Source organism: Nocardioides sp. NPDC023903, assembly GCF_040639295.1.
Classification (GTDB): domain Bacteria; phylum Actinomycetota; class Actinomycetes; order Propionibacteriales; family Nocardioidaceae; genus Nocardioides.
The window spans coordinates 43,525-64,300 of the sequence record NZ_JBEZZS010000025.1 but is presented as its reverse complement, the minus strand read 5'-3'; the positions used below and the strand labels follow the sequence as shown (position 1 = coordinate 64,300).

At 70.7% G+C, this 20,776-nt stretch carries 17 protein-coding genes; 7 read left to right on the top strand and 10 right to left on the bottom strand.

The window, feature by feature from the left end:
* Positions 1-55: 55 nt before the first annotated feature.
* Together AB0F44_RS22050 and AB0F44_RS22045 are read left to right on the top strand one after the other, a co-directional pair.
* The gene (locus AB0F44_RS22050; protein ID WP_357358822.1) at positions 56-466 is read left to right on the top strand and encodes a hypothetical protein; all 411 of its coding nucleotides are present in this window, start codon (positions 56-58) and stop codon (positions 464-466) included.
* Positions 463-2,031, top strand: a complete 1,569-nt coding sequence (locus AB0F44_RS22045; RefSeq protein ID WP_357358821.1) for a multicopper oxidase domain-containing protein — start codon at positions 463-465, stop codon at positions 2,029-2,031. The genes AB0F44_RS22050 and AB0F44_RS22045 overlap by 4 nt, the downstream gene beginning before the upstream one ends.
* Positions 2,032-2,044: 13 nt before the next feature.
* On the opposite strand, the gene AB0F44_RS22040 is transcribed toward AB0F44_RS22045, so the two are convergent.
* The 7 genes from AB0F44_RS22040 to AB0F44_RS22010 all read right to left on the bottom strand — a co-directional run bounded on the left by AB0F44_RS22040 (position 2,045) and on the right by AB0F44_RS22010 (position 9,306).
* Positions 2,045-2,431, bottom strand: coding sequence for a DoxX family protein (locus AB0F44_RS22040; RefSeq protein WP_357358820.1), 387 nt, complete (start codon positions 2,429-2,431; stop codon positions 2,045-2,047).
* Positions 2,432-2,518: 87 nt separating this feature from the next.
* The gene (locus AB0F44_RS22035) at positions 2,519-2,989 is read right to left on the bottom strand and encodes a carboxymuconolactone decarboxylase family protein (protein WP_357358819.1); all 471 of its coding nucleotides are present in this window, start codon (positions 2,987-2,989) and stop codon (positions 2,519-2,521) included.
* A gap of 87 nt (positions 2,990-3,076) precedes the next feature.
* On the bottom strand, positions 3,077-3,958 hold the full coding sequence (locus AB0F44_RS22030) for a sigma-70 family RNA polymerase sigma factor (RefSeq protein ID WP_357358818.1): 882 nt from the start codon (positions 3,956-3,958) through the stop codon (positions 3,077-3,079).
* Between the two features lie 85 nt (positions 3,959-4,043).
* Positions 4,044-5,750 carry a sodium:proton antiporter gene (locus AB0F44_RS22025; RefSeq protein ID WP_357358817.1) on the bottom strand — a complete coding sequence of 569 codons (1,707 nt, stop codon included), beginning with the start codon at positions 5,748-5,750 and terminating at the stop codon, positions 4,044-4,046.
* 39 nt (positions 5,751-5,789) lie between these two features.
* Positions 5,790-8,057 carry a heavy metal translocating P-type ATPase gene (locus tag AB0F44_RS22020; protein ID WP_357358816.1) on the bottom strand — a complete coding sequence of 756 codons (2,268 nt, stop codon included), beginning with the start codon at positions 8,055-8,057 and terminating at the stop codon, positions 5,790-5,792.
* 75 nt (positions 8,058-8,132) lie between these two features.
* Positions 8,133-8,339, bottom strand: coding sequence for a heavy metal-associated domain-containing protein (locus AB0F44_RS22015; RefSeq protein ID WP_357358815.1), 207 nt, complete (start codon positions 8,337-8,339; stop codon positions 8,133-8,135).
* A 55-nt stretch (positions 8,340-8,394) separates the two neighbouring features.
* Positions 8,395-9,306, bottom strand: coding sequence for a hypothetical protein (locus AB0F44_RS22010; RefSeq protein ID WP_357358814.1), 912 nt, complete (start codon positions 9,304-9,306; stop codon positions 8,395-8,397).
* A 146-nt stretch (positions 9,307-9,452) separates the two neighbouring features.
* Between AB0F44_RS22010 and AB0F44_RS22005 the strand changes: the two genes are divergently transcribed.
* The 3 genes from AB0F44_RS22005 (at position 9,453) to AB0F44_RS21995 (ending at position 14,337) form a co-directional block, all read left to right on the top strand.
* Positions 9,453-12,524 carry a BTAD domain-containing putative transcriptional regulator gene (locus AB0F44_RS22005; RefSeq protein ID WP_357358813.1) on the top strand — a complete coding sequence of 1,024 codons (3,072 nt, stop codon included), beginning with the start codon at positions 9,453-9,455 and terminating at the stop codon, positions 12,522-12,524.
* Positions 12,525-12,580: 56 nt separating this feature from the next.
* Entirely contained in the window at positions 12,581-14,023 is a 1,443-nt protein-coding gene (locus AB0F44_RS22000) for an MFS transporter (RefSeq protein ID WP_357358812.1), read from the top strand.
* Positions 14,024-14,085: 62 nt separating this feature from the next.
* Positions 14,086-14,337 (top strand): heavy-metal-associated domain-containing protein, encoded by a 252-nt coding sequence (locus AB0F44_RS21995; protein WP_357358811.1) that lies wholly within the window; start codon positions 14,086-14,088, stop codon positions 14,335-14,337.
* Here AB0F44_RS21995 and acs read toward each other — a convergent pair.
* From acs to AB0F44_RS21980, 3 genes are read right to left on the bottom strand one after another with little or no spacing between them, the layout of a single operon-like run.
* A complete protein-coding gene (gene acs, locus AB0F44_RS21990; protein WP_357358810.1) occupies positions 14,294-16,255 on the bottom strand; it encodes an acetate--CoA ligase in 1,962 nt (653 codons plus the stop codon). The genes AB0F44_RS21995 and acs overlap by 44 nt on opposite strands.
* Positions 16,230-16,640 (bottom strand): DUF779 domain-containing protein, encoded by a 411-nt coding sequence (locus AB0F44_RS21985; protein ID WP_357358809.1) that lies wholly within the window; start codon positions 16,638-16,640, stop codon positions 16,230-16,232. Before AB0F44_RS21985 ends, acs begins: the two co-directional genes overlap by 26 nt.
* The gene (locus AB0F44_RS21980; protein ID WP_357358808.1) at positions 16,640-18,163 is read right to left on the bottom strand and encodes an aldehyde dehydrogenase family protein; all 1,524 of its coding nucleotides are present in this window, start codon (positions 18,161-18,163) and stop codon (positions 16,640-16,642) included. Before AB0F44_RS21980 ends, AB0F44_RS21985 begins: the two co-directional genes overlap by 1 nt.
* A gap of 156 nt (positions 18,164-18,319) precedes the next feature.
* On the opposite strand from AB0F44_RS21980, the gene AB0F44_RS21975 reads away from it, so the two are divergent.
* Both AB0F44_RS21975 and AB0F44_RS21970 read left to right on the top strand, forming a co-directional pair.
* Positions 18,320-19,531 (top strand): GAF domain-containing protein, encoded by a 1,212-nt coding sequence (locus tag AB0F44_RS21975; RefSeq protein ID WP_357358807.1) that lies wholly within the window; start codon positions 18,320-18,322, stop codon positions 19,529-19,531.
* A gap of 1 nt (position 19,532) precedes the next feature.
* Entirely contained in the window at positions 19,533-20,771 is a 1,239-nt protein-coding gene (locus tag AB0F44_RS21970; protein WP_357358806.1) for an iron-containing alcohol dehydrogenase, read from the top strand.
* Positions 20,772-20,776: the final 5 nt, after the last annotated feature.

Sequence of the window (20,776 nt, the reverse complement as noted above, 5' to 3'; positions counted from 1 at the left end):
GGCGGTCAGGGGAACGCCCGATGTCATAGGTACCTTGTCTACCTATTGTCGAGGTGTGACCACACAGATACGCGAGCGCCGACCACGCGTCAGCCTCTTCTGCTTCCGAGCCGTCGCGGTGGCGACCGCGCTCTTCGCGATCGGGCAGCCGATCTTCATCGGCTCCTACTTCGCCGGGACCTTCGAGGCGCTGGGCCTCCACTCCGCCGGCGCGGTCGCGCTGCAGGGCCTCGGCCTGCTGCTGCCGATCGCCGCGGGCGCCGTCGTCGCGATGCGGGGGCGCTGGTGGTTCCTCATCTGGTCGGTCGCGCTCTTCTTCCTCATCCACGTCCAGGCGATCCTCGGCTACACCCGGGTCCTCCAACTGCACGTCCCGGTCGGCGTCCTCACCGTCGGCATCGCGGTGGCCGTGGCCATCGCCTCCGTGCGCCGCGGCGCCGGCAGCCCGCGGGAGGTCGGGCGATGAGGATCGGGCGACGCACACTCCTCGGCGCCGGGCTGGCCGCTCCGGTCGCCGGATCGCTGGCCGCGTGCGGTGAGGCCCCCGAGCAGACCGGACGGATCCTGCGCAGCGCGGCACGGCTGCCGAAGGCGTACGAGACTCCGTTGCCGTTGCCGCCGGTCAAGCGGCCTTCGGGCGAGATGATCGAGATCTCTCAGCGCACCGCGTCGGTGGAGATCCTGCCCGGGCTGCGGACCGAGATGATGACGTACGACGGGGTCTTTCCCGGGCCGACGCTGGAGACCCACCGCGGCGAGGCAGTGACCGTACGCCACACCAACTCCCTCACACTGCCGACCGCGACGCATCTCCATGGCGGGCACACCCCGGCGAAGAGCGACGGCTGGCCGACGGACCTGCTGGTGCCGCCGGGCTTCGAGGCGCACCACGCTCACCACACGGGTCATGGGGACGGTCACGGCGGCGGTCACGAGGCCATGGCCGACCCGAAGGCGCTGGTCACGACAGGAAAGCGGGACTACCGCTATCCGCTCGAGCAGCCGGCGACGACGCTCTGGTACCACGACCATCGGATGGACTTCACCGCCCCGCAGGTGTGGCGCGGGCTGGCCGGCTTCCACATCATCCGCGACGACGAGGAGGACGCGCTCTCGCTGCCACGGGGCGAACGGGAGCTGCCGCTGATGATCGCCGACCGGGCCTTCGACGAGGACGGCGCGCTGCGCTATCCGGCGCTCGACCCGGAGCTCCTGGGCGAGCCCGGCGTCGAGGACCGCTACATGGCCGGTGTGCTCGGCGACGTCATCCTGGTCAACGGTGCCCCCTGGCCGGAGGCGGAGGTCGAGGCGGCGCAATATCGGCTGCGGCTGCTGAACGCCTCCAACGCGCGCCGCTACGCACTGAGCCTGCGCACCTCCGACGGCCGGCCCGTGAAGTTCACCCAGATCGGCTCCGACGGCGGGCTGCTCGCCGCCCCGGCCGAGCACGGCGAGATCACGATGGCCTCCGGTGAGCGGTTCGACGTCGTCGTCGACTTCGGCTCGCTCGCGCCGGGCACGACGGTCGAGATGCGCAACGCCCTCGGCACCGGCCGGACCGCGCAGGTGATGAGGTTCCTCGTCGCTCGCCGCGCGACCGACGACGTCCGGATCCCCGAGCGGCTCGCGGACGTACCCGAGCCCGAGAAGCCCGACGGAGCGGTCATCCGCCGGTGGCACTTCCGTCAGGCGAAGGTGCACGGCCGCAAAGGCTGGGGGATCAACGGCAAGCCCTTCGACCCGGCGGTCCCGCAGGCCAAGGTGCCGCTGGAGTCCACCGAGATCTGGGAGTTCTTCACCGACGCACACCACCCGGTCCACGTCCACCTCTCGCCCTTCCAGGTCCTGCGGCGCGGCAACCACGGACCGGGCCCGATGGACCTCGGCTGGAAGGACACCGTCGACGTACGCCCGTACGAGGCCGTCCGGGTCAGGGTGAAGTTCGAGAGGTATGCCGGCAGGTTCCTCATCCACTGCCACAATCTGGAGCACGAGGACATGGCGATGATGGCCGGCTTCGAGACGGTGTGACCGACCGGGCCGATCAGCCGGTGAAGGGGACCCATGCGAAGCGGCCGATCGCCACGAAAGCGATCAAGACGAGGTAGGTCGCGTCCACCAGCGCGATCTTCCTCTCGCCACGGCGGATCCGCAGGATCACGGCACCGACCATGATCAGGGTCAGGCCGGTTGCTGCCAGCGGCACCAAGATCGGCGCGATGTCGAGCAGGGCAGGCAGGATCAGGCCGACGGCGCCGAGGATCTCGAGTGCTCCGATGATCTTGAGGGTGCTGGGTCGGAAGTCGAGGACCCAGCGCGAGGCGTCGCCCATCGTGGCCATCCTCTCCCTGGGGACCAACAGCTTCCCGAAACCGGAGAGCAGGTAGATGGCCGCCATCAGGCCGGCGACGATCCAAAGTGCGATGTTCATGAGTCTTCTCCTGGGCAGAATCGATGAGGTCGGTGGCCGCGGCGGACCCCAGGGGCGGGTCCGCCGCGAGCCTGAGGCGAGTTGGTGTCAGGCGTACTGCCCGGGCTGGTACTCGCCGCCGGGAGTCCGGGTGATCACGTTGAGGCGGTTGAAGGCGTTGATCAGGCAGATCAGGCCGACCAGGGCCATCAGCTGGTCTTCGTCGAAGTGCTTCGTCGCGTTCGCCCACGCCTCATCGGTGACCCCACTGGAGTCGGCGAGGCGAGTGCCCTGGTCGGTGAGCTCCAGGGCCGCCCGCTCCGCTTCGGTGTAGACGGTCGTCTCCCGCCATGCGCCGACCAGGTTGATCCGCAGCGCGCTCTCACCGGCGGCCGCGGCCTCCTTGGTGTGCATGTCGAGGCAGCCGCCACAGCCGTTGATCTGGCTGGCGCGGATCTTCACCAGCTCCTGCACGGCCGTCGGCAGTGTCGAGCCGGCGATGATCTTGTTCGACGAGATGATGTGCTTCGCCCACGCGGCCCCGATCTCGTTGCCCATCGGGTTGATCCGGCTTTCCATCTTGGGTCTCCTTCGTCTTCGGTTGCTTGCACCACTACGACGAAGGCGCTCTTCAAGAGGTAACAACCCGGAGCGAGGACGGGCGCGCTATTCGGGTCGCGGGGGCAGATCCATGGCGTCGAGGCGCTTGCGGTCGCTCACGGTCACCAGCTCGACGATCCGCCCCTCGACCACGGTGCACGCCACCAGGCCGAGCACCTTGCCGTTGGCGCCCCAGACCACGAACCCGGGCTCGCCGTTGACGCGGACCGGGAGTGCCGAGGTCATCGAGCGGGCGCCGCGAATGACCGGTTCGGCCACCTCGGCCGCGCCGACCGTGGTCAGCACGCCCTTCGGGTGGTACGTCCGCCAGGTCACGTTCGGGTCGAGCAGCGTGACGAGCCCTTCGAAGTCCCCGTTCCGTGCCGCGGCGAGAAATGCGTCGACCACTGCGCGCTGGCGCCGCGGCTCCTCCTGCGGCTGGGGTGTGCCCTGCACCTTCCGGCGGGCCCGGCTGGCGAGCATCTTGGTCGCGTCGGTGGACCGGCCGATGATCTCGCCGATCTCGGCGAAGGGCACCGCGAACATGTCATGCAGGACGAACGCCAGCCGCTCGGTGGGCGTGAGGGAGTCCAGCACCACGAGCAGTGCCATCCCGACCGACTCGGCGAGCATCGCGTCGTCCTCGGGCGCCGCTCCGCCGTCGACGGCGACCACGAGGTCGGGCAGCCGGTCCTCGTACGACAGCTCCGGCCGGGTCTTGCGCGAGCGGAGCACGTCGATGCAGACCCGACCCACCACCGTGGTCAGCCAGGCGGCCAGGTTGTCGATCGAGGCCTCGTCCTGGCGCGCCAGCCGGATCCACGCCTCCTGCACCGCGTCCTCGGCGTCCGCCCTGGACCCGAGCATCCGGTAGGCGACCGCCACCAGGCGCTCGCGCTGCTGCTCGAAGGCCTCCGCCGTTGCCTCGTGTGCACCTGATCCGGTCATGTCGTTACCTTCCTCGCGCGAGCTCCGTCATGGTGATGACGGGCCCGCAGGCGCCAACGTAACCGTCCGGCGCCCATCCACCGGCTCAGCTCGCGTCGAGCCGCTTCTCCATGTCGTCGAGGATCGACTCGACCCTCCGGTAGGTGTGGGAGCTGTAGGCGCCGATGCTGCGCTCGGCGGCGAGCGCGTCGCGCATCGCATCGAGGTAGCGCATCTGCAGGATCATCGTCTGCTCCATCACCGCGGGCCTGAGTCTCGGGGTCTCACGCACACCCGCGAGCACCCGAGGGAGGATGCTGTCCTTGAGCTTGGTCACCAGCTTCGGGTCGATCGGCTCGCCGTCGATGGTCTGCGACTCCAGCGGTCCGAGGGTGTCGATCGCATCCTCACCGACCTGGCGCAGCAGCTCCCGGAACGCGTCGTGCCGATCCTTCGAGGACTCACCGGGGAACCGCATCCGGCGGATCACCGCCGGGAGCGTGAGGCCGAAGAGCACGAGCGTGATGAGCGCGACCAGGAAGGCGGCGAGCACGACGGTCGCGCGGTGGGAGGTTCCGGCCGGGATGGTGTGGGCGGCGGCGACCGTGACCACGCCACGCATCCCGGCCCACCCGATGATCAGGAAGCCACGCTTGGTGATCGGCTCCCGCTCCTCGAAGTCGATGTCCGCCCGGCCCCGTGCCAGCCGTCGCCGGGCCGAGGTGATCCGGGCGTCCTCCCGGTCATCGGCGGGAGTCAGCGAGTCGAGCTTCTCCTCGAACTGGTCGAGGCGGGTGCGTACCTCTTCCTTGTTCTCCTCCCGGTCCCGGAGCGCAGGCCCGGCGAGCCCGAGGAACCGGAGCGCCACGAGCAGGCCGACCACGATCAGGACCAGCCCGGCCATCTCGCCCAGCGTGGTCTCGCCGCGGGCGGCGTCGACGAGCCCGGGCAGCTGGTAGCCCATCCCCAGAAAGACGCCGCTCTCCAGGATGAAGTTGAAGGTCGTCCAGGTGGTCGCCTGGGTCTGCCGGTCGCGGGCGCTGAACCGGCGGCTGCCGAGCCCGCCGGTGACCAGGCCGGCGACGACGACGGCGAGCACTCCCGACGCATTCAGCTCCTCGGCGGGGAAGTAGGCGATGAACGGCACCGCGAACGAGATCGTCGTGTTGAGCACCGGGTCGTCCAGGCGCTGGCGGAGCAGCACGGTGAGCCAGCCGATGACGGCGCCGATCACGAGCGCACCCAGCACGGCCCAGCCGAACTCCAGAGCCGTACGTCCCAGCGAGAACGAACTGGCCGCCGCGATCCCCGCGACGGCCGTCCGGAGGACGACGAGGGCGGAGGCGTCGTTGACCAGGCTCTCGCCCTCCAGCACCGTCATCACCCGCGGCGGCAGCCCAACGCGGCGCCCGATCGCCGTCGCCGCCACCGCGTCGGTGGGGCTGACGACCGCGCCGAGCGCGACCGCGAGCGGGAAGGAGATCTCCGGGAACAGCCAGTGGACGACCGTCCCGATCACCAGCGCCGAGACGATCACCATCACGACCGAGAGCCAGCTGATCAGCCGGAGGTTCCGCCGGAAGTCGATCACCGGCAGGTTGACCGCGGAGGAGTAGAGCAAGGGCGGCAGTACGCCGGCCAGGATCAGCTCCGGATCGATCTCGATCTCCGGCGCCCCCGGCAGATAGCTCGCCCCGATCCCGAGCCCCACGAGCAGCAGCGGCGCCGCCACTCCCGTACGCCGCGCGAACACCGACGCCGCGATCATGATCGCCAGCGCCGCCCCGACGATCAGCAACACCCGATGGTCCATGCTCAGGAGCCTAAGAGATCGTGCGGGGCGGCGCTGGGATCAGCGGAAGCGTCGCAGCCGGAGGCTGTTGCTCACCACGAACACCGACGAGAAGGCCATCGCGGCACCGGCCAGCATCGGGTTGAGCAGCCCGGCGACCGCCAGCGGGATGGCCGCGACGTTGTAGGCGAACGCCCAGAACAGGTTGCCCTTGATGGTCGCCAGCGTCCGCCGCGAGAGCCGGATCGCGTCGGCCGCGACCCCCAGGTCACCACCGACCAGGGTCAGGTCGCTGGCCTGGATGGCGACGTCGGTGCCGGTGCCCATCGAGAGGCCGAGGTCGGCCTGGGCCAGGGCCGGCGCGTCGTTGACGCCGTCACCGACCATCGCGACCACGCGGCCCTCCTCCTGCAGCCGGCGGACCACCGCGACCTTGTCCTCGGGGAGCACCTCGGCGATGACGGTATCCGCGGAGACCGGGATGCCGACCTCGGCGGCGACCGAGCGGGCCACCGTCTCGTTGTCACCGGTGAGCAGGACCGGCGTCAGGCCGAGGCGCTGGAACTCGGCGATCGCCGCGGCGGAGGTCGCCTTGACCACGTCGTTGACGACCAGGACGCCACGCGCCTGTCCGTCCCAGCCGACGGCGACGGCGGTGCGGCCCTCGCTCTCGGCCTCGGCCATCGCCAGGGCGAGGTCGCCGGGCAGGTACTGGCTCCACTCCTCGAGCAGGCGGACCCGCCCGACGAGGACGGCGTGGCCGTCGACGATGCCCTGCACACCCAGGCCCGGGACGTTGGCGAAGTCCTCGGCCGCCGGCAGGGTGCCGACGCGGGCCCCGGCCCCGGCGGCGATGGCGCGGGCGATCGGGTGCTCCGAGGCGTACTCGAGGGAGCCGGCCAGGCGTGCGATCTCGTCGGCGTCCTCGCCGGGCGCGGCGATGACGTCGGTCAGGGTCATGCTGCCGGTGGTGACCGTGCCGGTCTTGTCGAGCACGATGGTGTCGATCCTGCGGGTGCTCTCGAGCACCTCCGGTCCCTTGATCAGGATGCCCAGCTGGGCACCACGTCCGGTGCCGACCATCAGCGCCGTGGGCGTCGCCAGACCGAGCGCGCACGGGCAGGCGATGATCAGCACCGCGACCGCCGCGGTGAAGGCGGTGGCGGTCCCCGCGCCGGCGCCGAGCCAGAACCCGAGGGTGATGGCCGAGAGGGCGATCACGATGGGTACGAAGATCCCCGAGATGCGGTCGGCGAGCCGCTGAGCCGCCGCCTTGCCGGTCTGCGCCTCCTCAACCAGGCGCGCCATCTGGGCGAGCTGGGTGTCCGCGCCGACCCGGGTCGCCCGGACGACGATGCGTCCGCCGGCGTTCACGGTGGCTCCGGTGACCCCGTCACCGGGTCCAACCTCGACCGGCACCGACTCGCCGGTCAGCATCGCCGCGTCGATCGCGGAGGAGCCGTCCTCGACGATGCCGTCGGTGGCGACCTTCTCCCCGGGACGTACGACGAACAGGTCCCCGACGGCGAGCTCGTCGATCGGGATCCGGGTCTCCACCTCGTCCCGGAGGACGGCGACCTCCTTCGCGCCGAGCTCGAGGAGCGCCTTCAGGGCGGCACCGGCGCGCCGCTTCGACCTGGCCTCGAAGTAGCGGCCGGCGAGGATGAACGTCGTGACCCCGGCTGCCGCCTCGAGGTAGATGTTGCCGAGACCGTCGGTGCGCTCGATGGCGAAGCTGAACGCGTGGGTCATGCCGGGCTCGCCGGCGGTGCCGAGGAAGAGGGCGTACAGGGACCAGCCGAAGGCCGCCAGGGTGCCGATCGAGACCAGGGTGTCCATCGTCGCTGCGCCGTGGCGCGCATTCGTCCAGGCCGCCCGGTGGAACGGCGCCGCGCCCCAGACGACGACCGGTGCGGCGAGCGTGAGCGAGAGCCACTGCCAGCTCTCGAACTGCAGGGCCGGCACCATCGCCAAGAGCACCACCGGGACGGTGATCAGGGCCGAGACCAGCAGTCGCCGCTTGAGGAGGGCGACCGGATCCGTGGCCTCGGCGTCGGGAGAGGCACTCGACGGAGCCGACTCGTGGCGAGGCTCCTTCGCGCCGTACCCGGCGCTCTCGACGGTCGCGATCAGCACGCTCGCGTCGATGTCGGTGCTCTCCGCGGCGACGGAGATCTTCGCCTTCTCGGTCGCGTAGTTGACGGTGGCTGCGACACCGTCGAGCTTGTTGAGCTTGCGCTCGATGCGGTTCGCGCACGACGCGCAGGTCATGCCGTTGATCTCGAGCTCGAAGTCGGTCGTGGGTGCAGAGGTTCCGGAGACGGTCATCACTGGTGTCCTTCGGGTGGCGTGGATCGTGGTGCGCGCCAGCTCCCCGGGTGACGGGGAGCCGACGCGGGTGGCTCAGCCGGCCAGCTGGTAGCCGGCCTCCTCGACCGCGCGCTGAACCTGCACGCGGTCGAGCTCGTTCTGGGAGGTGACGGTCACCTGGCCGGTGGCCAGGTCGACGTCGACCGAGGAGACGCCCGCGATCTGGGCGACCTCCTCCGTGACGGAGCTGACGCAGTGGCCGCAGGTCATCCCGGAAACGGTGTAGGTGGTGCTGCACATGGTGCTTTCCTTTCTCTGTGGTGGACCCTGCTGAAGCAGGGAGTCAGTGGGCCGGTCAGTGGGCGTCGGCGACGGCGGTGAAGGCCGCGGTACGCACTTCGCCGGCGTGCTTGAAGTCGAGGAACAGCCGGTACGTCCCGGCCGAGGGCACCTCGGCGGAGAAGGTGATCTCCGGGCCGGGGTCCGTACGCCCGTCGCCGGGCGCCCCTTCGGGGTGGACGTGGAGGTAGGCGAGATCGCCGTCGCGGAGCGCGACCAGGTGCCCGTACGCCTCGAGGTAGGGCTCGAGGTCGGTGACCGGTTCGCCGTCGCGGGTCACGGTCAGGGTGAGGCGCGAGGTCTGCCCGGCCACCAGATGACCGTCCAGATTCACCTCGTACGGGCTGACCGTGCTGATGGCGGCGGCAGGCGGCAGCGTCTCGGGCTCGTAGGGGCCGGCGACGAAGAGGTCCTGACCAAGGGTCAGGCCCTCGGCCTCGGTCGCCGGCCGGAAGTCGGCGAAGACGCGGTAGGTCCCGGCAGCGGCCAGGTCGGCGGTGACCGACCAGGTGCCGTCGTCGGCCATCACGGGGTGCAGGTGCTCGTAGGTGGCCAGGTCACGGCGTACGACGATCAGGTGCAGCAGCTTGCCGTGGGCGGTCTCGAACCGGGTGACGGGCTCGTGGTCGGTGCCGAGGATCCGGAACCGCAGCGTGGCGGATGCCGAGCGCTGCGGGCGGTCCTCGACGACGTCGAGCGTGTAGCCCGCCTGGCTGACGTTGAGCCCGGTGGCCTCGGGCGCCGTCTTCGCGCCGTGTCCGGCGTGGCCGCCGTGGCCGCCGCCGCTGTCGTTCTCGGGTGCATGCTTCTGGTGGGTCGGGCGCTCCGGCTCGCCGAGAGGGCCGACGGAGGCACCCACGGCGGAACCCAGGCCGCCGAGGGCAACGACGGCTCCGGCGAACGCACCGACCTTGGCAATGGCGTTCATGTGATTTCTCCTGGCTCGAATCTCGATGACTCTCGATGACGTGCCAGAGGTTGCTCGGCGAATCTGTCCGCGGACTGTCCCGGGATTGTCGGGGCCCGGACAGATATCCGATCGGCGCATGAGCCCGGTCTGACTACGATCTCGTTGTGCTGCCGACCCCGACCTCGCGTGACATCCGGTTCGGGCTGCTCGGCACCTTCGAGACCACGATCGACGGCGACACCGTCAAGGTCCCCGGGTCGGCCGAGCGGGCCCTGCTCGCGGTGCTGCTCCTCGCGCGCGGCCGGATCGTGCCCGCCTCGGCGCTGATCGACCGGCTGTGGGCCGACTCGTCGCTGCCGGCCGATCCGTTGAACGCCCTCCAGCTCCGGGTCTCCAAGCTGCGGCGGGTGTTCAAGAACGCCGGTCTCGACCTGGTGCAACGCGACGGCGGCGGCTACCGGGCAGCGGTCGATCCGGGCTCGATCGATGCCGAGGACTTCGAGCGCCGGATCCGTCGGGTCCGCGCATCGGTCGCCGGAGCCGGGAGCCCGACCGACGACGATCTCGGCGCCTACGACGCGGCGCTCGGGCTCTGGCGCGGCGACGCGCTCGCCGACTTCGCCACCGAGCCCTGGGCGGTGCCCGAGTCCGTACGGCTGGAGGACCTCCGCCGGACGGCGTACGCCGAGCGTGCTCAGATCGCGCTGTCGCTGGGCCGGCACGCGGAGGTGGTCACCGATCTCGAGCCGCTGCTGCGTACCGACCCGACCCATGAGGCCATGGCCGGCCTGCTGATGGTCGCGCTCTATCGCGCCGGCCGACAGGCCGACGCACTCGAGGTCTTCACCCGCACGCGGACGACGTTGGACGCCGACCTCGGTCTGGAGCCGTCGGCCTCCCTCCGCTCGCTCCACGAGCGAGTGCTCCGGCAGGACCCGTCACTCGGCTCCTCCGGCGAGGTCACCCTGTCGACCCCCGCGACCGGGCCCCACCGCCCTAGGTCCGGCCTCTCCAACCTGCCGACCGACCTGACCCCGCTCGTCGGCCGCGAGGAGCTGCTCGCGTCCCTGAGCGAGCGGGTCGGTACGTCCAGACTCACCACCCTCGTCGGCCCCGGCGGGTCCGGGAAGACCGTCCTCGGCCTGCAGACCGCGCAGCGCGTCGCCGACCGGTTCCCGGACGGCACCTTCCTCGTCCGCCTCGCCGCGATCCGCAGCCGGGAGCACATCGTGCCGGCCGTCGCCGCGGCAGTGGCGATGCCGCAGGACGGCTCGGCGATCGACCTCCAGGAACGGCTGGCCGACTTCCTCGCCGACAAGCATCTGCTCCTGGTCATCGACAACTGCGAGCATCTCGTCGACCACGTCGCGACCCTGGTCGAGCAGCTCCTGACCCGCTGCCCCCGGCTCACCGTCATCGCCACCAGCCGAGAACCCCTCGCCCTGCCGAGCGAGGTCCAGACCCTCGTCGGACCGCTCCCGACGCCGCTCGACGACGATGACGCCGAGGCGATCGCGGCGACCGCCTCGGTGCAGCTCCTGATCCGCCGGATCGCGACGGTCCTGCCCGGGATCGAGACCGACCAGGAGGAGGCGTACGCCCCGCTCGGCCGCATCGCCCGCGCGCTCGACGGCATGCCGCTGGCGCTGGAGCTGGCCGCGGCCCGGGCGGCCTCGCTGTCCCCGAGCGACCTCGCCGACCGGCTCGACCAGCGGTTCACGCTTCTCACCTCGGGAGCGCGAACCGCGGAGGACCGCCAGCGCACGCTCCGCGCGACCGTGGACTGGAGCTACGACCTGCTCGACGACCTCGAGAAGCGCGTCTTCGAAGGGCTCGCGGTGTTCCACGGCGGCTGGACCCTGACCGCCGCCGAGCAGATCCTCGCCGACGACGAGACCGACTCGAACCAGATCATCCATGCCGTCGGCAGGCTCGTCGAGCAGTCCCTGATCGTCGCCGAGCGAGGCCCGGTCACCCGCTATCGCATGCTCGAGACGCTGCGTGAGTACGCCGCCGACCGGCTGGCACAGACGGGCCGGAACGACGCCCTGGCCACCCGGCACGCGCACTACTTCAGCCAGGTCGCCGAGCGGTCGGCGCACGCCCTGCGCGGGCTGGGTGACGCCCGCGCGAGACACCTCCTCGTCGACGAGCAGGCCAACGTACGCTCGGCCATCGCGTGGCTGGAAGGACCGGCCGGCGACATCGACGCCGCCCTTCGCCTGGCTGGTCATCTGGGCCTCTTCTGGCATCAGGGCCGTCATCTCGAGGGCCGCCGGATCCTGCGCCGGCTCCTCGAGCAGGAGCGCGGTTCGGACACGGCGCGGGCGGCTGCCCTCCAGGCGGTGTCGCTGGTCGAGCGTCCCCGGGCCTGCGTCGTCCACCCCCATCCACGGTGCGCCGAGGCGGCCCGCGACAGCCTCGCGATCTTCCTCGAGGACGGTGACGCCGACGGGGCCGCGGTCTCGCGGGTGCTGCTCGCCGTCGAAGGGGTCAACGGAGGGGACCCGGAGGCCGCCGCGCTCCTCGACGAGGCCGAGGTGTGGTTCCGGGAGCAGGGGGACCGTTGGGGTCTCGCCGTCGCCGGCTTCGTCCGGCTCGAGACGGCGCTGAAGGCCAGGGACGAGCCGGCCGCGATACGCCTCGGGCGGGCCACCGCGGCCGAGTTCGGTCACCTCGACGACCCGTGGGGTCAGAGCGCGGTCCTGTACCACCTCGGCTGCGGCCTGCGGGACTTCGGACGACTGCGGGAGTCGGCCAGGACGCTCGAGCAGGCGATCGACGTCGCCGCGTCCGCGGGCATCCACAACAACGTGCAGTGGGCCCTCGCCGACCTCGGAATCACCCACCTCGAGCTGGGGGACGAGGAGTCGGCCCGGGACGCCTTCCGTCGCGCGGAGCTGGCTTCTCGTCACGTCGGGGACCGCGCCGGGTCGGTCCTCGCGACGTACGGACGGGGCCGGCTCGCCGAGCGTCAGCAGGACTGGTCGAGCGCCATCTCGCTGTTGTCGAGCGCGATCCAGGGCTTCGAGACGCTGGAGACGCCCGCGATGACGGCGAAGGCCACGCTCGCGCTGGCCCGGTGCCACGAGCAGGCCGCCGAGCCGGAGGCGGCCGCGGAGCGCTACGACGAGGCGCGCGCGCTCGCCCTCGCCGCCGGCGAGACCGCCGTCGCCGCCCAGGCGGAGGAGGCGCTGGCCCGGCTGAACAACGGCCGGACAGTCCAGGGACAGTGACGCGGGACAGGTTCTCTTCACGCGGTCGGAAGGCCGCCCTGACGAAAGAGAGAACCATGTCTTCCACAGCATCCCCGGCGGCGGGTGCCAACAGCCGCCGCTGGCTCGCCCTCGGCCTCATCGCCGCCGCCCAGTTCATGGTCATCATGGACACCTCCATCATCGGAGTCGCACTCCCCGAGATACAGCGCGATCTCGGATTCGCCCCGCAGGACCTCAGCTGGGTCTTCAACGCCTACGTAGTGGCCTTCGGCGGCCTCCTCCTGCTGGGCGGCCGGCTCTCCGACCTACTCGGCGCCCGACGGATATTCGCCATCGGGTGGCTGGTCCTCGGAGTCGGCTCCCTCGTCGCCGGACTCGCTGACGGTGTTGCCGTCGAGATCGCCGGCCGCGCCATCCAGGGCGCCGGATCCGCGCTCATCGCACCGTCGGCGCTGACGCTCCTGTTCATGACCTTCGGGTCGAACCCGAAGGAGCTGACCAAGGCTCTCGCGCTCTACGGCGCAGCCGCCCCGGCCGGCGGAACGGCCGGCGTGTTCCTCGGTGGCGTGCTGACCGAGTATCTGTCCTGGCCGTGGGTCTTCTTCATCAACCTGCCGATCGCCATCGGCGTACTCCTCCTGACTCCCGGTGTGATGCCGGCGGGCACGGCGCAGCGCGGCCGGATCGACGTTCTCGGCGCCCTCACCGTCACCCTGGGCCTCGCCGCGGTCGTGTTCGCCGTCGTACGTGCCCCCGAGCAGGGCTGGGGATCGCCCAGCACGCTCATCGCCGGTCTCGTCGGCATCGCCCTGCTCGGCGCCTTCGTGGCCCTGCAGGCCGGCTCGGCGGCGCCGCTGATGCGCCTGGGTATCTTCCGGGCGCCGAACCTGGCCGCCGCCAACATCGCCCAGCTCCTGCTCGGCGCAGCCTGGATCCCGATGTTCTTCTTCATCAACCTCTACCTCCAGCAGGTGCTCGGACTGGGTGCCTTCGAGTCCGGCGCCGCCCTGCTGCCCATGACGGTGACGATCATGCTCGGCATGGTCGCCGTCGCCCCGCGGCTGACCGCCGCGTTCGGACCGAAGGCGATGACCGTCGGCGGCCTCGTCGTCCTCGGGATCGGCCTGGTCTGGCTCTCCCGGATCGACGCCGACGGCAGCTTCGCCGTCGACGTGCTCCCGGCGACGCTGGTCACCGCGGCGGGCATGGCGCTGGCGTTCATCCCGTCGCTGAGCACCGCGCTCGGCGCGGCCGCGCCTGAGGAGGGCGGCCTCGCCGCCGGGATCGTCAACACCAGCTACCAGGTCGGCTCGGCGCTCGGGCTGGCGGCGATGACGGTCGTCGCCTCCGCGTACGGCTCCGACCAGGTCGGCGACCTGGCCGCCATGACCGACGGCTTCTCGGCCGGCTTCCTCGGCGCGGCCGGCATCGCTCTCGCCGGTGCCGTCGTCACCGGGATCGGCTGGAAGACGGTGCGCACCGCGACCACCTCCGAGTCGGTTCCCGCCGGCCGCTAGCAGTCCAACCCTCTTCGTGGCCCCGGATCCGTCCGGGGCCACGAAGGCACAAGGAGACCGCCATGCAGACCATCCAGCTGTACGTCGAGGGCATGCGTTGCCCTCGATGCGTCCGTGAGGCCACGGCTCGGCTCCGGGACCTCCCCGGGGTCGCCACGCTCACCGCCGACCGCGGCACCGGCCAGATCACCGTCACCGGAGACGTCGCCGCCGCCGACCTGCTCGACGCCTTGGCCGGCAGCAGCTTCACAGCCGAGGTCGTGCCCGCCGCTACTCGGCTCGCACAGCCAGTCCCGCGGCGATCGAGGCCATGACGCTCGGGTCGCTGAGGGTGGTGGTGTCGCCGACATCTCGGCCCTCGGCGACGTCGCGCAAGAGGCGGCGCATGATCTTGCCGGAGCGTGTCTTGGGCAGCTCCGGGACGATCGTGATCTGCCGCGGCTTGGCGATGGCCCCGATCTCTTTGGCCACGTGGTTGCGTAGCTCCTGGATCAGCGCCTCGCCGGTGTTGCCGTCTCCGGAGCGCAGGATCACGTAGGCGACGACCGCCTGGCCGGTGGTCTCGTCGGCGGCGCCGACGACAGCTGCCTCGGCGATCCGTGGGTGGGAGACCAGGGCGGACTCGATCTCGCTCGTGGAGAGGCGGTGACCGGACACGTTCATCACGTCGTCGACGCGGCCCAGGATCCAGATGTCGCCGTCCTCGTCCTTCTTGGCACCGTCGCCGGCGAAGTAGTAGCCGAGGTCCGCGAAGCGGGTCCAGTACGTCTCGACGAAGCGGTCGTCGTCCTGCCACAACGTACGCAGCATGGCAGGCCACGGCTTGGTGAGAACCAGGTAGCCGCTCGACCCGTTCGGCACCGAGCGACCCTCCTCGTCGACCACGTCGGCGCCGATGCCGGGCAGCGGCCGCATCGCCGAGCCGGGCTTGCCGGCGGTGACCCCGGGGAGGGGGCTGATCATCATCTGACCGGTCTCGGTCTGCCACCACGTGTCGACGACGGGGCAGCGGTCGCCGCCGATGACGTTGCGGTACCAGAGGTACGCCTCGGGGTTGATCGGCTCGCCGACCGATCCGAGGAGCCGCAGCGAGGTGAGGTCGTACCTGTCCGGGATCTCGCGTCCCCACTTCATGAACGTCCGGACCGCCGTCGGGGCGGTGTAGAAGAGGGTCACGCCGTACCGCTCGATGATCTCCCACCAGCGACCGCGGTGCGGGCTGTCCGGAGTGCCCTCGTAGAGCACCTGGGTGACGCCGTTGGCGAGTGGGCCGTAGACGATGTAGCTGTGTCCGGTGACCCAGCCGATGTCGGCGGTGCACCAGTAGACGTCCGTGTCCGGCTTGAGGTCGAAGACAGCATGGTGCGTGTAGGCCGCGCCCGTCAGGTAGCCGCCCGTGGTGTGCAGGATGCCCTTGGGCTTCCCGGTCGTGCCCGAGGAGTACATGACGTACAGCGGGTGCTCGGCATCGAACGCCTCGGGCGTGTGTTCAGGCGAAGCGCTGTCGACGACGTCGTGCCACCACAGATCGGTGGCGTCGTCGAAGGGCACGTACTCCCCGGTGCGACGTACGACGAGAACGTGGTCGACCGGGCTCTGGCCGCCCAGCCGCGCCAGGGCGGCATCGACGGCCGGCTTCAGCGACGACGGGGCCCCGCGGCGGTAGCCGCCGTCGGAGGTGATGACCAGCTTGGCCCGGCAGTCCTCGATCCTGGAGGCGAGGGCCTCGGCCGAGAACCCGCCGAAGACCACGGTGTGGGTGGCCCCGATGCGGGCACAGGCCAGCATCGCGACGATGGCCTCGGGGATCATCGGCAGGTAGATCGCGACCAGGTCGCCACTGACCACCCCGAGGTCGGTCAGCGCGTTGGCGGCTCGGGACACCTCGTCCTTGAGATCGGCGTAGGTGAGGTCTCGGGTGTCACCAGGCTCGCCGACGAAGTGGAAGGCCACCTTGTCACCGCGACCGGCCTCGACGTGACGGTCGACGCAGTTGTACGCCGCGTTGAGCTTCCCGTCCGCGAACCACCGCGCGTTGGGTGCGTCGGACCAGTCCAGCACCTCGGTGAACGGCTCGGCCCAGGTCAGCCGCTCCCCCTGCTCGGCCCAGAAGCCTTCGAGGTCGGACTCGGCCCGGGCGTACGCCTCTTCGGTGACGTTGGCGGCAGCGGCCAGGTCGGCCGGTGGCTCGAAGCGGGTCGGATGGTCAGTGCTGAGCAGTTTCTCGGTCAAGGCGCTGTGCCTCCTCGTCTGTGAACAGTCGCGACCGGATCAGGAACCGCACGCCCTCGGGCGCCTCCAGGGAGAACCCGGCGCCGCGTCCGGGGACGACGTCGATGGTGAGATGGGTGTGCGACCAGTACTCGAATTGCGAGCGCGACATCCAGACCGGCACCTGCTGGTCCAGCCCGATGTCCAGGTCGCCCAGGTGGATGTCGGCGTCGCCGAGCATGAAGTCGCCGCTCGGGTAGCACATCGGGGCGGAGCCGTCGCAGCATCCACCGGACTGGTGGAACATGACCGGCCCGTGGATACCGACGAGGCGGCGGAGAAGGTCCGCCGCCCCGTCGGTCACGGCGACCCGCGCCGGAAGGGAGGAGGCGTGGGTCGCGCTCATCAGAAGAACCCGAGTGCGTCGGGGCTGTAGCTGACGAGCAGGTTCTTGGTCTGCTGGTAGTGGTCCAGCATCATCTTGTGGGTCTCGCGTCCGATGCCGGACTGCTTGTAGCCGCCGAAGGCCGCGTGGGCCGGGTAGGCGTGGTAGCAGTTCGTCCAGACCCGGCCGGCCTTGATCTCCTTGCCCGCGCGGAAGGCCTGGGACCCGTCCCGCGACCAGACGCCCGCGCCGAGGCCGTACAGGGTGTCGTTGGCGACCTTAAGGGCGTCGGCCTCGTCGTCGAAGCTGGTCAGCGACACGACCGGGCCGAAGATCTCCTCCTGGAAGATCCGCATCGAGTTGTCGCCCTCGAAGACCGTCGGCTGCACGTAGTAGCCCTCGGCGAGGTCGCCCTCGAGGACGTTCCGCTCGCCACCGGTGAGCACCTTGGCGCCCTCGTCCTTGCCGATCTCGATGTAGGACAGGATCTTCTCGAGCTGGTCGTTGCTGGCCTGGGCACCGATCATCGTGGTGTCGTCGAGCGGGTTGCCCTGCTTGATCTTCTCGACCCGGGCGATGGCGTCGCCGACGAAGTCGGAGTACATCGAGCGCTGGACGAGCGCACGCGACGGGCAGGTGCAGACCTCGCCCTGGTTGAGGGCGAACATCGTGAAGCCCTCGAGCGCCTTGTCGTAGAAGGCGTCCTTCTCCGCGGCGACGGAGTCGAAGAAGATGTTCGGGCTCTTGCCGCCGAGCTCCAGGGTCACCGGGATGATGTTCTGGCTGGCGTACTGCATGATCAGGCGGCCGGTGGTGGTCTCGCCGGTGAAGGCGACCTTGGCGACGCGCGGCGAGGAGGCGAGTGGCTTGCCGGCCTCGACGCCGAAGCCGTTGACGACATTGAGTACGCCGGCGGGCAGCAGGTCGCCGACCAGCTCCATCACCTTGAGGATCGACCACGGGGTCTGCTCGGCGGGCTTGAGCACGACCGCGTTGCCGGCGGCCAGGGCGGGGGCGAGCTTCCAGACGGCCATCAGGATCGGGAAGTTCCACGGGATGATCTGGCCGACGACGCCCAGCGGCTCGTGGAAGTGGTACGCCACGGTGTTCTCGTCGATCTCGCCGATGGTGCCCTCCTGGGCACGCAGCACGCCGGCGAAGTAGCGGAAGTGGTCGATGGCGAGCGGGATGTCGGCGGCGAGGGTCTCTCGGACCGGCTTGCCGTTCTCCCAGGTCTCGGCGACGGCGATGGCGGTGAGGTTCTCCTCCATCACGTCGGCGATCTTGAGCAGGATGTTGGCCCGCTCCGTCGTCGAGGTCTTCCCCCACGACGGAGCGGCAGCATGTGCGGCATCCAGGGCGGCCTCGATGTCCTCGGCCGTGCCCCGGGCGATCTCGGTGAACGGCTTGCCGTTCACCGGCGAGATGTTCTCGAAGTAGGCACCCTTGACCGGGTCGACCCAGGCGCCACCGATGTAGTGGCCGTAGCGGCCTTGGACGGTGACCAGCGAGTCGGGCTGGCCAGGAGCTGTGTATACGGTCATCGGGATTTCTCCTCAGGCAGTTCAGGCATTGGGGCGTGATCGTGGTCACAGACGCTAGGAACGCCGAGGTTGCAGCAACGTTGCGTTCACCGCAGGAGACCGATGCAACGTGAATGCAACCTTCAAATGTGACCCTCATCACTTGAGGAGGTCCGGATGAACGATACGAAGCAGAACCCCTCCATGCGCGCAGCCGTGGCGGACTCGTGGCACCGGTCGGCTGCCGCCGGGGTGACCGCAGACGACGCGCACGCGCCGATCACCCTCCCCGAGGACGAGCTCCAGGACGTACGCGCCGCCCATCCGCTGGCACGCGTCTTTCCGCTCCTCGACGACGTGCTCGGGCAGGCGGCGCGCGACTGCGACGCGATCATGGCCGTCTCGGACGAGGCCGGTCAGCTGCTCTGGGTGTGCGGTGCTCCCGCGGCGCTCCGGCGCGCCGAGCGGATCGGCTTCGTCGAGGGGAGCAACTGGGACGAGCGCCTCGCCGGCACGAACGCCCCCGGGCTCGCGCTCCGGCTCGAGCGGCCGACCAGCGTCGTCGCCGCGGAGCACTTCCGGCGCTCGGTGCAGCAGTGGAGCTGCGCCGCCACCCCGATCCACGACCCGGGCGACTCGCGCCTGCTCGGCGTCCTCGACATCACCGGAGGAGACTCCATCGTCGTGCCCCAGACGATGGCGATGGTGCGCGCCACCGCGAGGCTCGCGGAGTCCGAGCTCGCCCGCGAGCAGCTGCTGCCGAGGCAGCCCGAGACCCGGCCCGGCTGGGCACGCATCGCCGTGGAGACCCTGGGCCGTCAGGACCTGCTGCTGTCGATCGACGACGGCCGTGGCCATCGCGCCCAGCTGCGGCTCTCCCCTCGTCACAGCGAGATCTTCCTGCTCCTCGCCAGCGCTCCGCGCGGCCTCTCGGGCGACGAGCTCGCGGTCCTCCTGTACGAGGACGACGGCGGCTCCTCGACGCTCCGTGCCGAGCTGAACCGGCTGCGCAACCTGCTCGGCGAGGAGTTCCTCGCCTCCCGGCCCTACCGGCTCACGACCGAGGTGACCGGCGACTGGCTGGGCGTGGAGGCACGGCTCGCGGTCGGCGATGTCCCGGGCGCGCTCCGCTGCTACCGCGGCCCGATCCTGCCGCGCTCGGTCGCGCCGGGCGTGGTCCGGCTCCGCGAGACGCTGGCGCAGCAGCTGCGCGCGGCGGTGCTGCAGTCGGGTCAGCCCGACCTGGTCTCGACATGGACCCGATCGGCGTGGGGCGCCGACGACTACGAGATGTGGCTCCGGCTCCAGGCGCTGCTGCCCTCCGGCTCCCCGTTGCTGGCCCTCGCCGACGGCCAGCTCGCCCGGCTGGACCGCGAGATCGGTCTCTGAGATGACCGCTGGAATGGCGCCCACGACGGCGGTGATGGCACGCAGCCGGGAAGCGGCTCCTCAGCAGGAGCAGGCGACCAGTGCCCCGCTGGACCAGGTGGTGAAGTTCCAGGCTCCCGAGGTGGTTTTCGGGCACAACTCGCTCGAGGAGGCGGGCTACTCCGCCGCCCGGCTCGGCGCCCGGCGACCGTTCGTCGTGACGGATCCCGGCATCGTCGAGGCCGGCTGGGTCGACGCGCTGCTCCGGCTGCTCCGCGCCGAGGGACTCGTCCCGGTGTTGTGGACCGATGTCACGCCGAACCCCAAGGACCACGAGGTACGCCGCGCCTACGAGAGGTACGTCGAGGCCGAGGCCGACGTCATCGTGGCCATCGGCGGCGGCTCCTGCATGGATGCCGCGAAGGGCGTCGCGGTGCTCTCGGGCAACGGCGGCGACATCCTCGACTACGCCGGGATCGACCAGATCGCCCGGCCGATCCCGCCGATGCTGATGATCCCGAGCACCTCGGGGACCGGGGCCGACGTCTCCCAGTTCTGCATCGTCACCGACACCGACCGCCGGGTGAAGATCACGATCATGGGTCGCGCCCTGGTGCCGGACGTCTCGATCACCGACCCCCGGCTGCTGATCACGATGCCGGAGGCGCTCAACGCCGCGACCGGCCTGGACGCGCTGACCCACGGCATCGAGTCGTACGTCTCGCTGGCGCACAACCCGCTGGCCGACGGGCACGCGATGAGCTCGGTCGCGCTCGTCTGCCGGCACCTGCGCTCGACCGTCACCCACCCGGCCGCGATGGAGCACCGCGCGATGATGGCGCAGGCGAGCCTGCAGGCAGGCCTGGCCTTCACCAACGCGATCCTCGGCGCGACCCACGCGATGAGCCACCAGGTCGGCGGACTGCTCGACGCCCCGCACGGCGTGGTCAACGGTGTCCTGCTTCCGCACGTGATCCGCTACAACGCGCGCTCGGTCCCGGAGCGGTTCGTGGGCCTGGCCCGAGCCGCGGGCCTGCCGGTCGACGGCGTACCCGGTGACGTCGCGGCCGAGATGCTGGCCGACCACGTCAGACTCCTGGCCGACGATGTCGGCGTACCCCGGCGGCTGCGGGACCTGGGAGTCACCGACACCGATCTCGACACCCTGTCGGTGACCACCCTCGACGACGCCTGCCTGACGACGAACCCGCGACCGGCGAGCCGTGCCGAGATCCACGCGCTCTTCCGAGAAGCCCTGTGAAGGCG

Bases quoted from the DNA above. Each gene is read 5' to 3' on its own strand.
- AB0F44_RS22045 (WP_357358821.1), top strand. From the start codon at position 463: ATGAGGATCGGGCGACGCACACTCCTCGGCGCCGGGCTGGCCGCTCCG.
- AB0F44_RS22040 (WP_357358820.1), bottom strand. From the start codon at position 2,431: ATGAACATCGCACTTTGGATCGTCGCCGGCCTGATGGCGGCCATCTAC.
- AB0F44_RS22035 (WP_357358819.1), bottom strand. From the start codon at position 2,989: ATGGAAAGCCGGATCAACCCGATGGGCAACGAGATCGGGGCCGCGTGG.
- AB0F44_RS22030 (WP_357358818.1), bottom strand. From the start codon at position 3,958: ATGACCGGATCAGGTGCACACGAGGCAACGGCGGAGGCCTTCGAGCAG.
- AB0F44_RS22025 (WP_357358817.1), bottom strand. From the start codon at position 5,750: ATGGACCATCGGGTGTTGCTGATCGTCGGGGCGGCGCTGGCGATCATG.
- AB0F44_RS22020 (WP_357358816.1), bottom strand. From the start codon at position 8,057: ATGACCGTCTCCGGAACCTCTGCACCCACGACCGACTTCGAGCTCGAG.
- AB0F44_RS22015 (WP_357358815.1), bottom strand. From the start codon at position 8,339: ATGTGCAGCACCACCTACACCGTTTCCGGGATGACCTGCGGCCACTGC.
- AB0F44_RS22010 (WP_357358814.1), bottom strand. From the start codon at position 9,306: ATGAACGCCATTGCCAAGGTCGGTGCGTTCGCCGGAGCCGTCGTTGCC.
- AB0F44_RS22000 (WP_357358812.1), top strand. From the start codon at position 12,581: ATGTCTTCCACAGCATCCCCGGCGGCGGGTGCCAACAGCCGCCGCTGG.
- AB0F44_RS21995 (WP_357358811.1), top strand. From the start codon at position 14,086: ATGCAGACCATCCAGCTGTACGTCGAGGGCATGCGTTGCCCTCGATGC.
- AB0F44_RS21985 (WP_357358809.1), bottom strand. From the start codon at position 16,640: ATGAGCGCGACCCACGCCTCCTCCCTTCCGGCGCGGGTCGCCGTGACC.
- AB0F44_RS21980 (WP_357358808.1), bottom strand. From the start codon at position 18,163: ATGACCGTATACACAGCTCCTGGCCAGCCCGACTCGCTGGTCACCGTC.
- AB0F44_RS21975 (WP_357358807.1), top strand. From the start codon at position 18,320: ATGAACGATACGAAGCAGAACCCCTCCATGCGCGCAGCCGTGGCGGAC.
- AB0F44_RS21970 (WP_357358806.1), top strand. From the start codon at position 19,533: ATGACCGCTGGAATGGCGCCCACGACGGCGGTGATGGCACGCAGCCGG.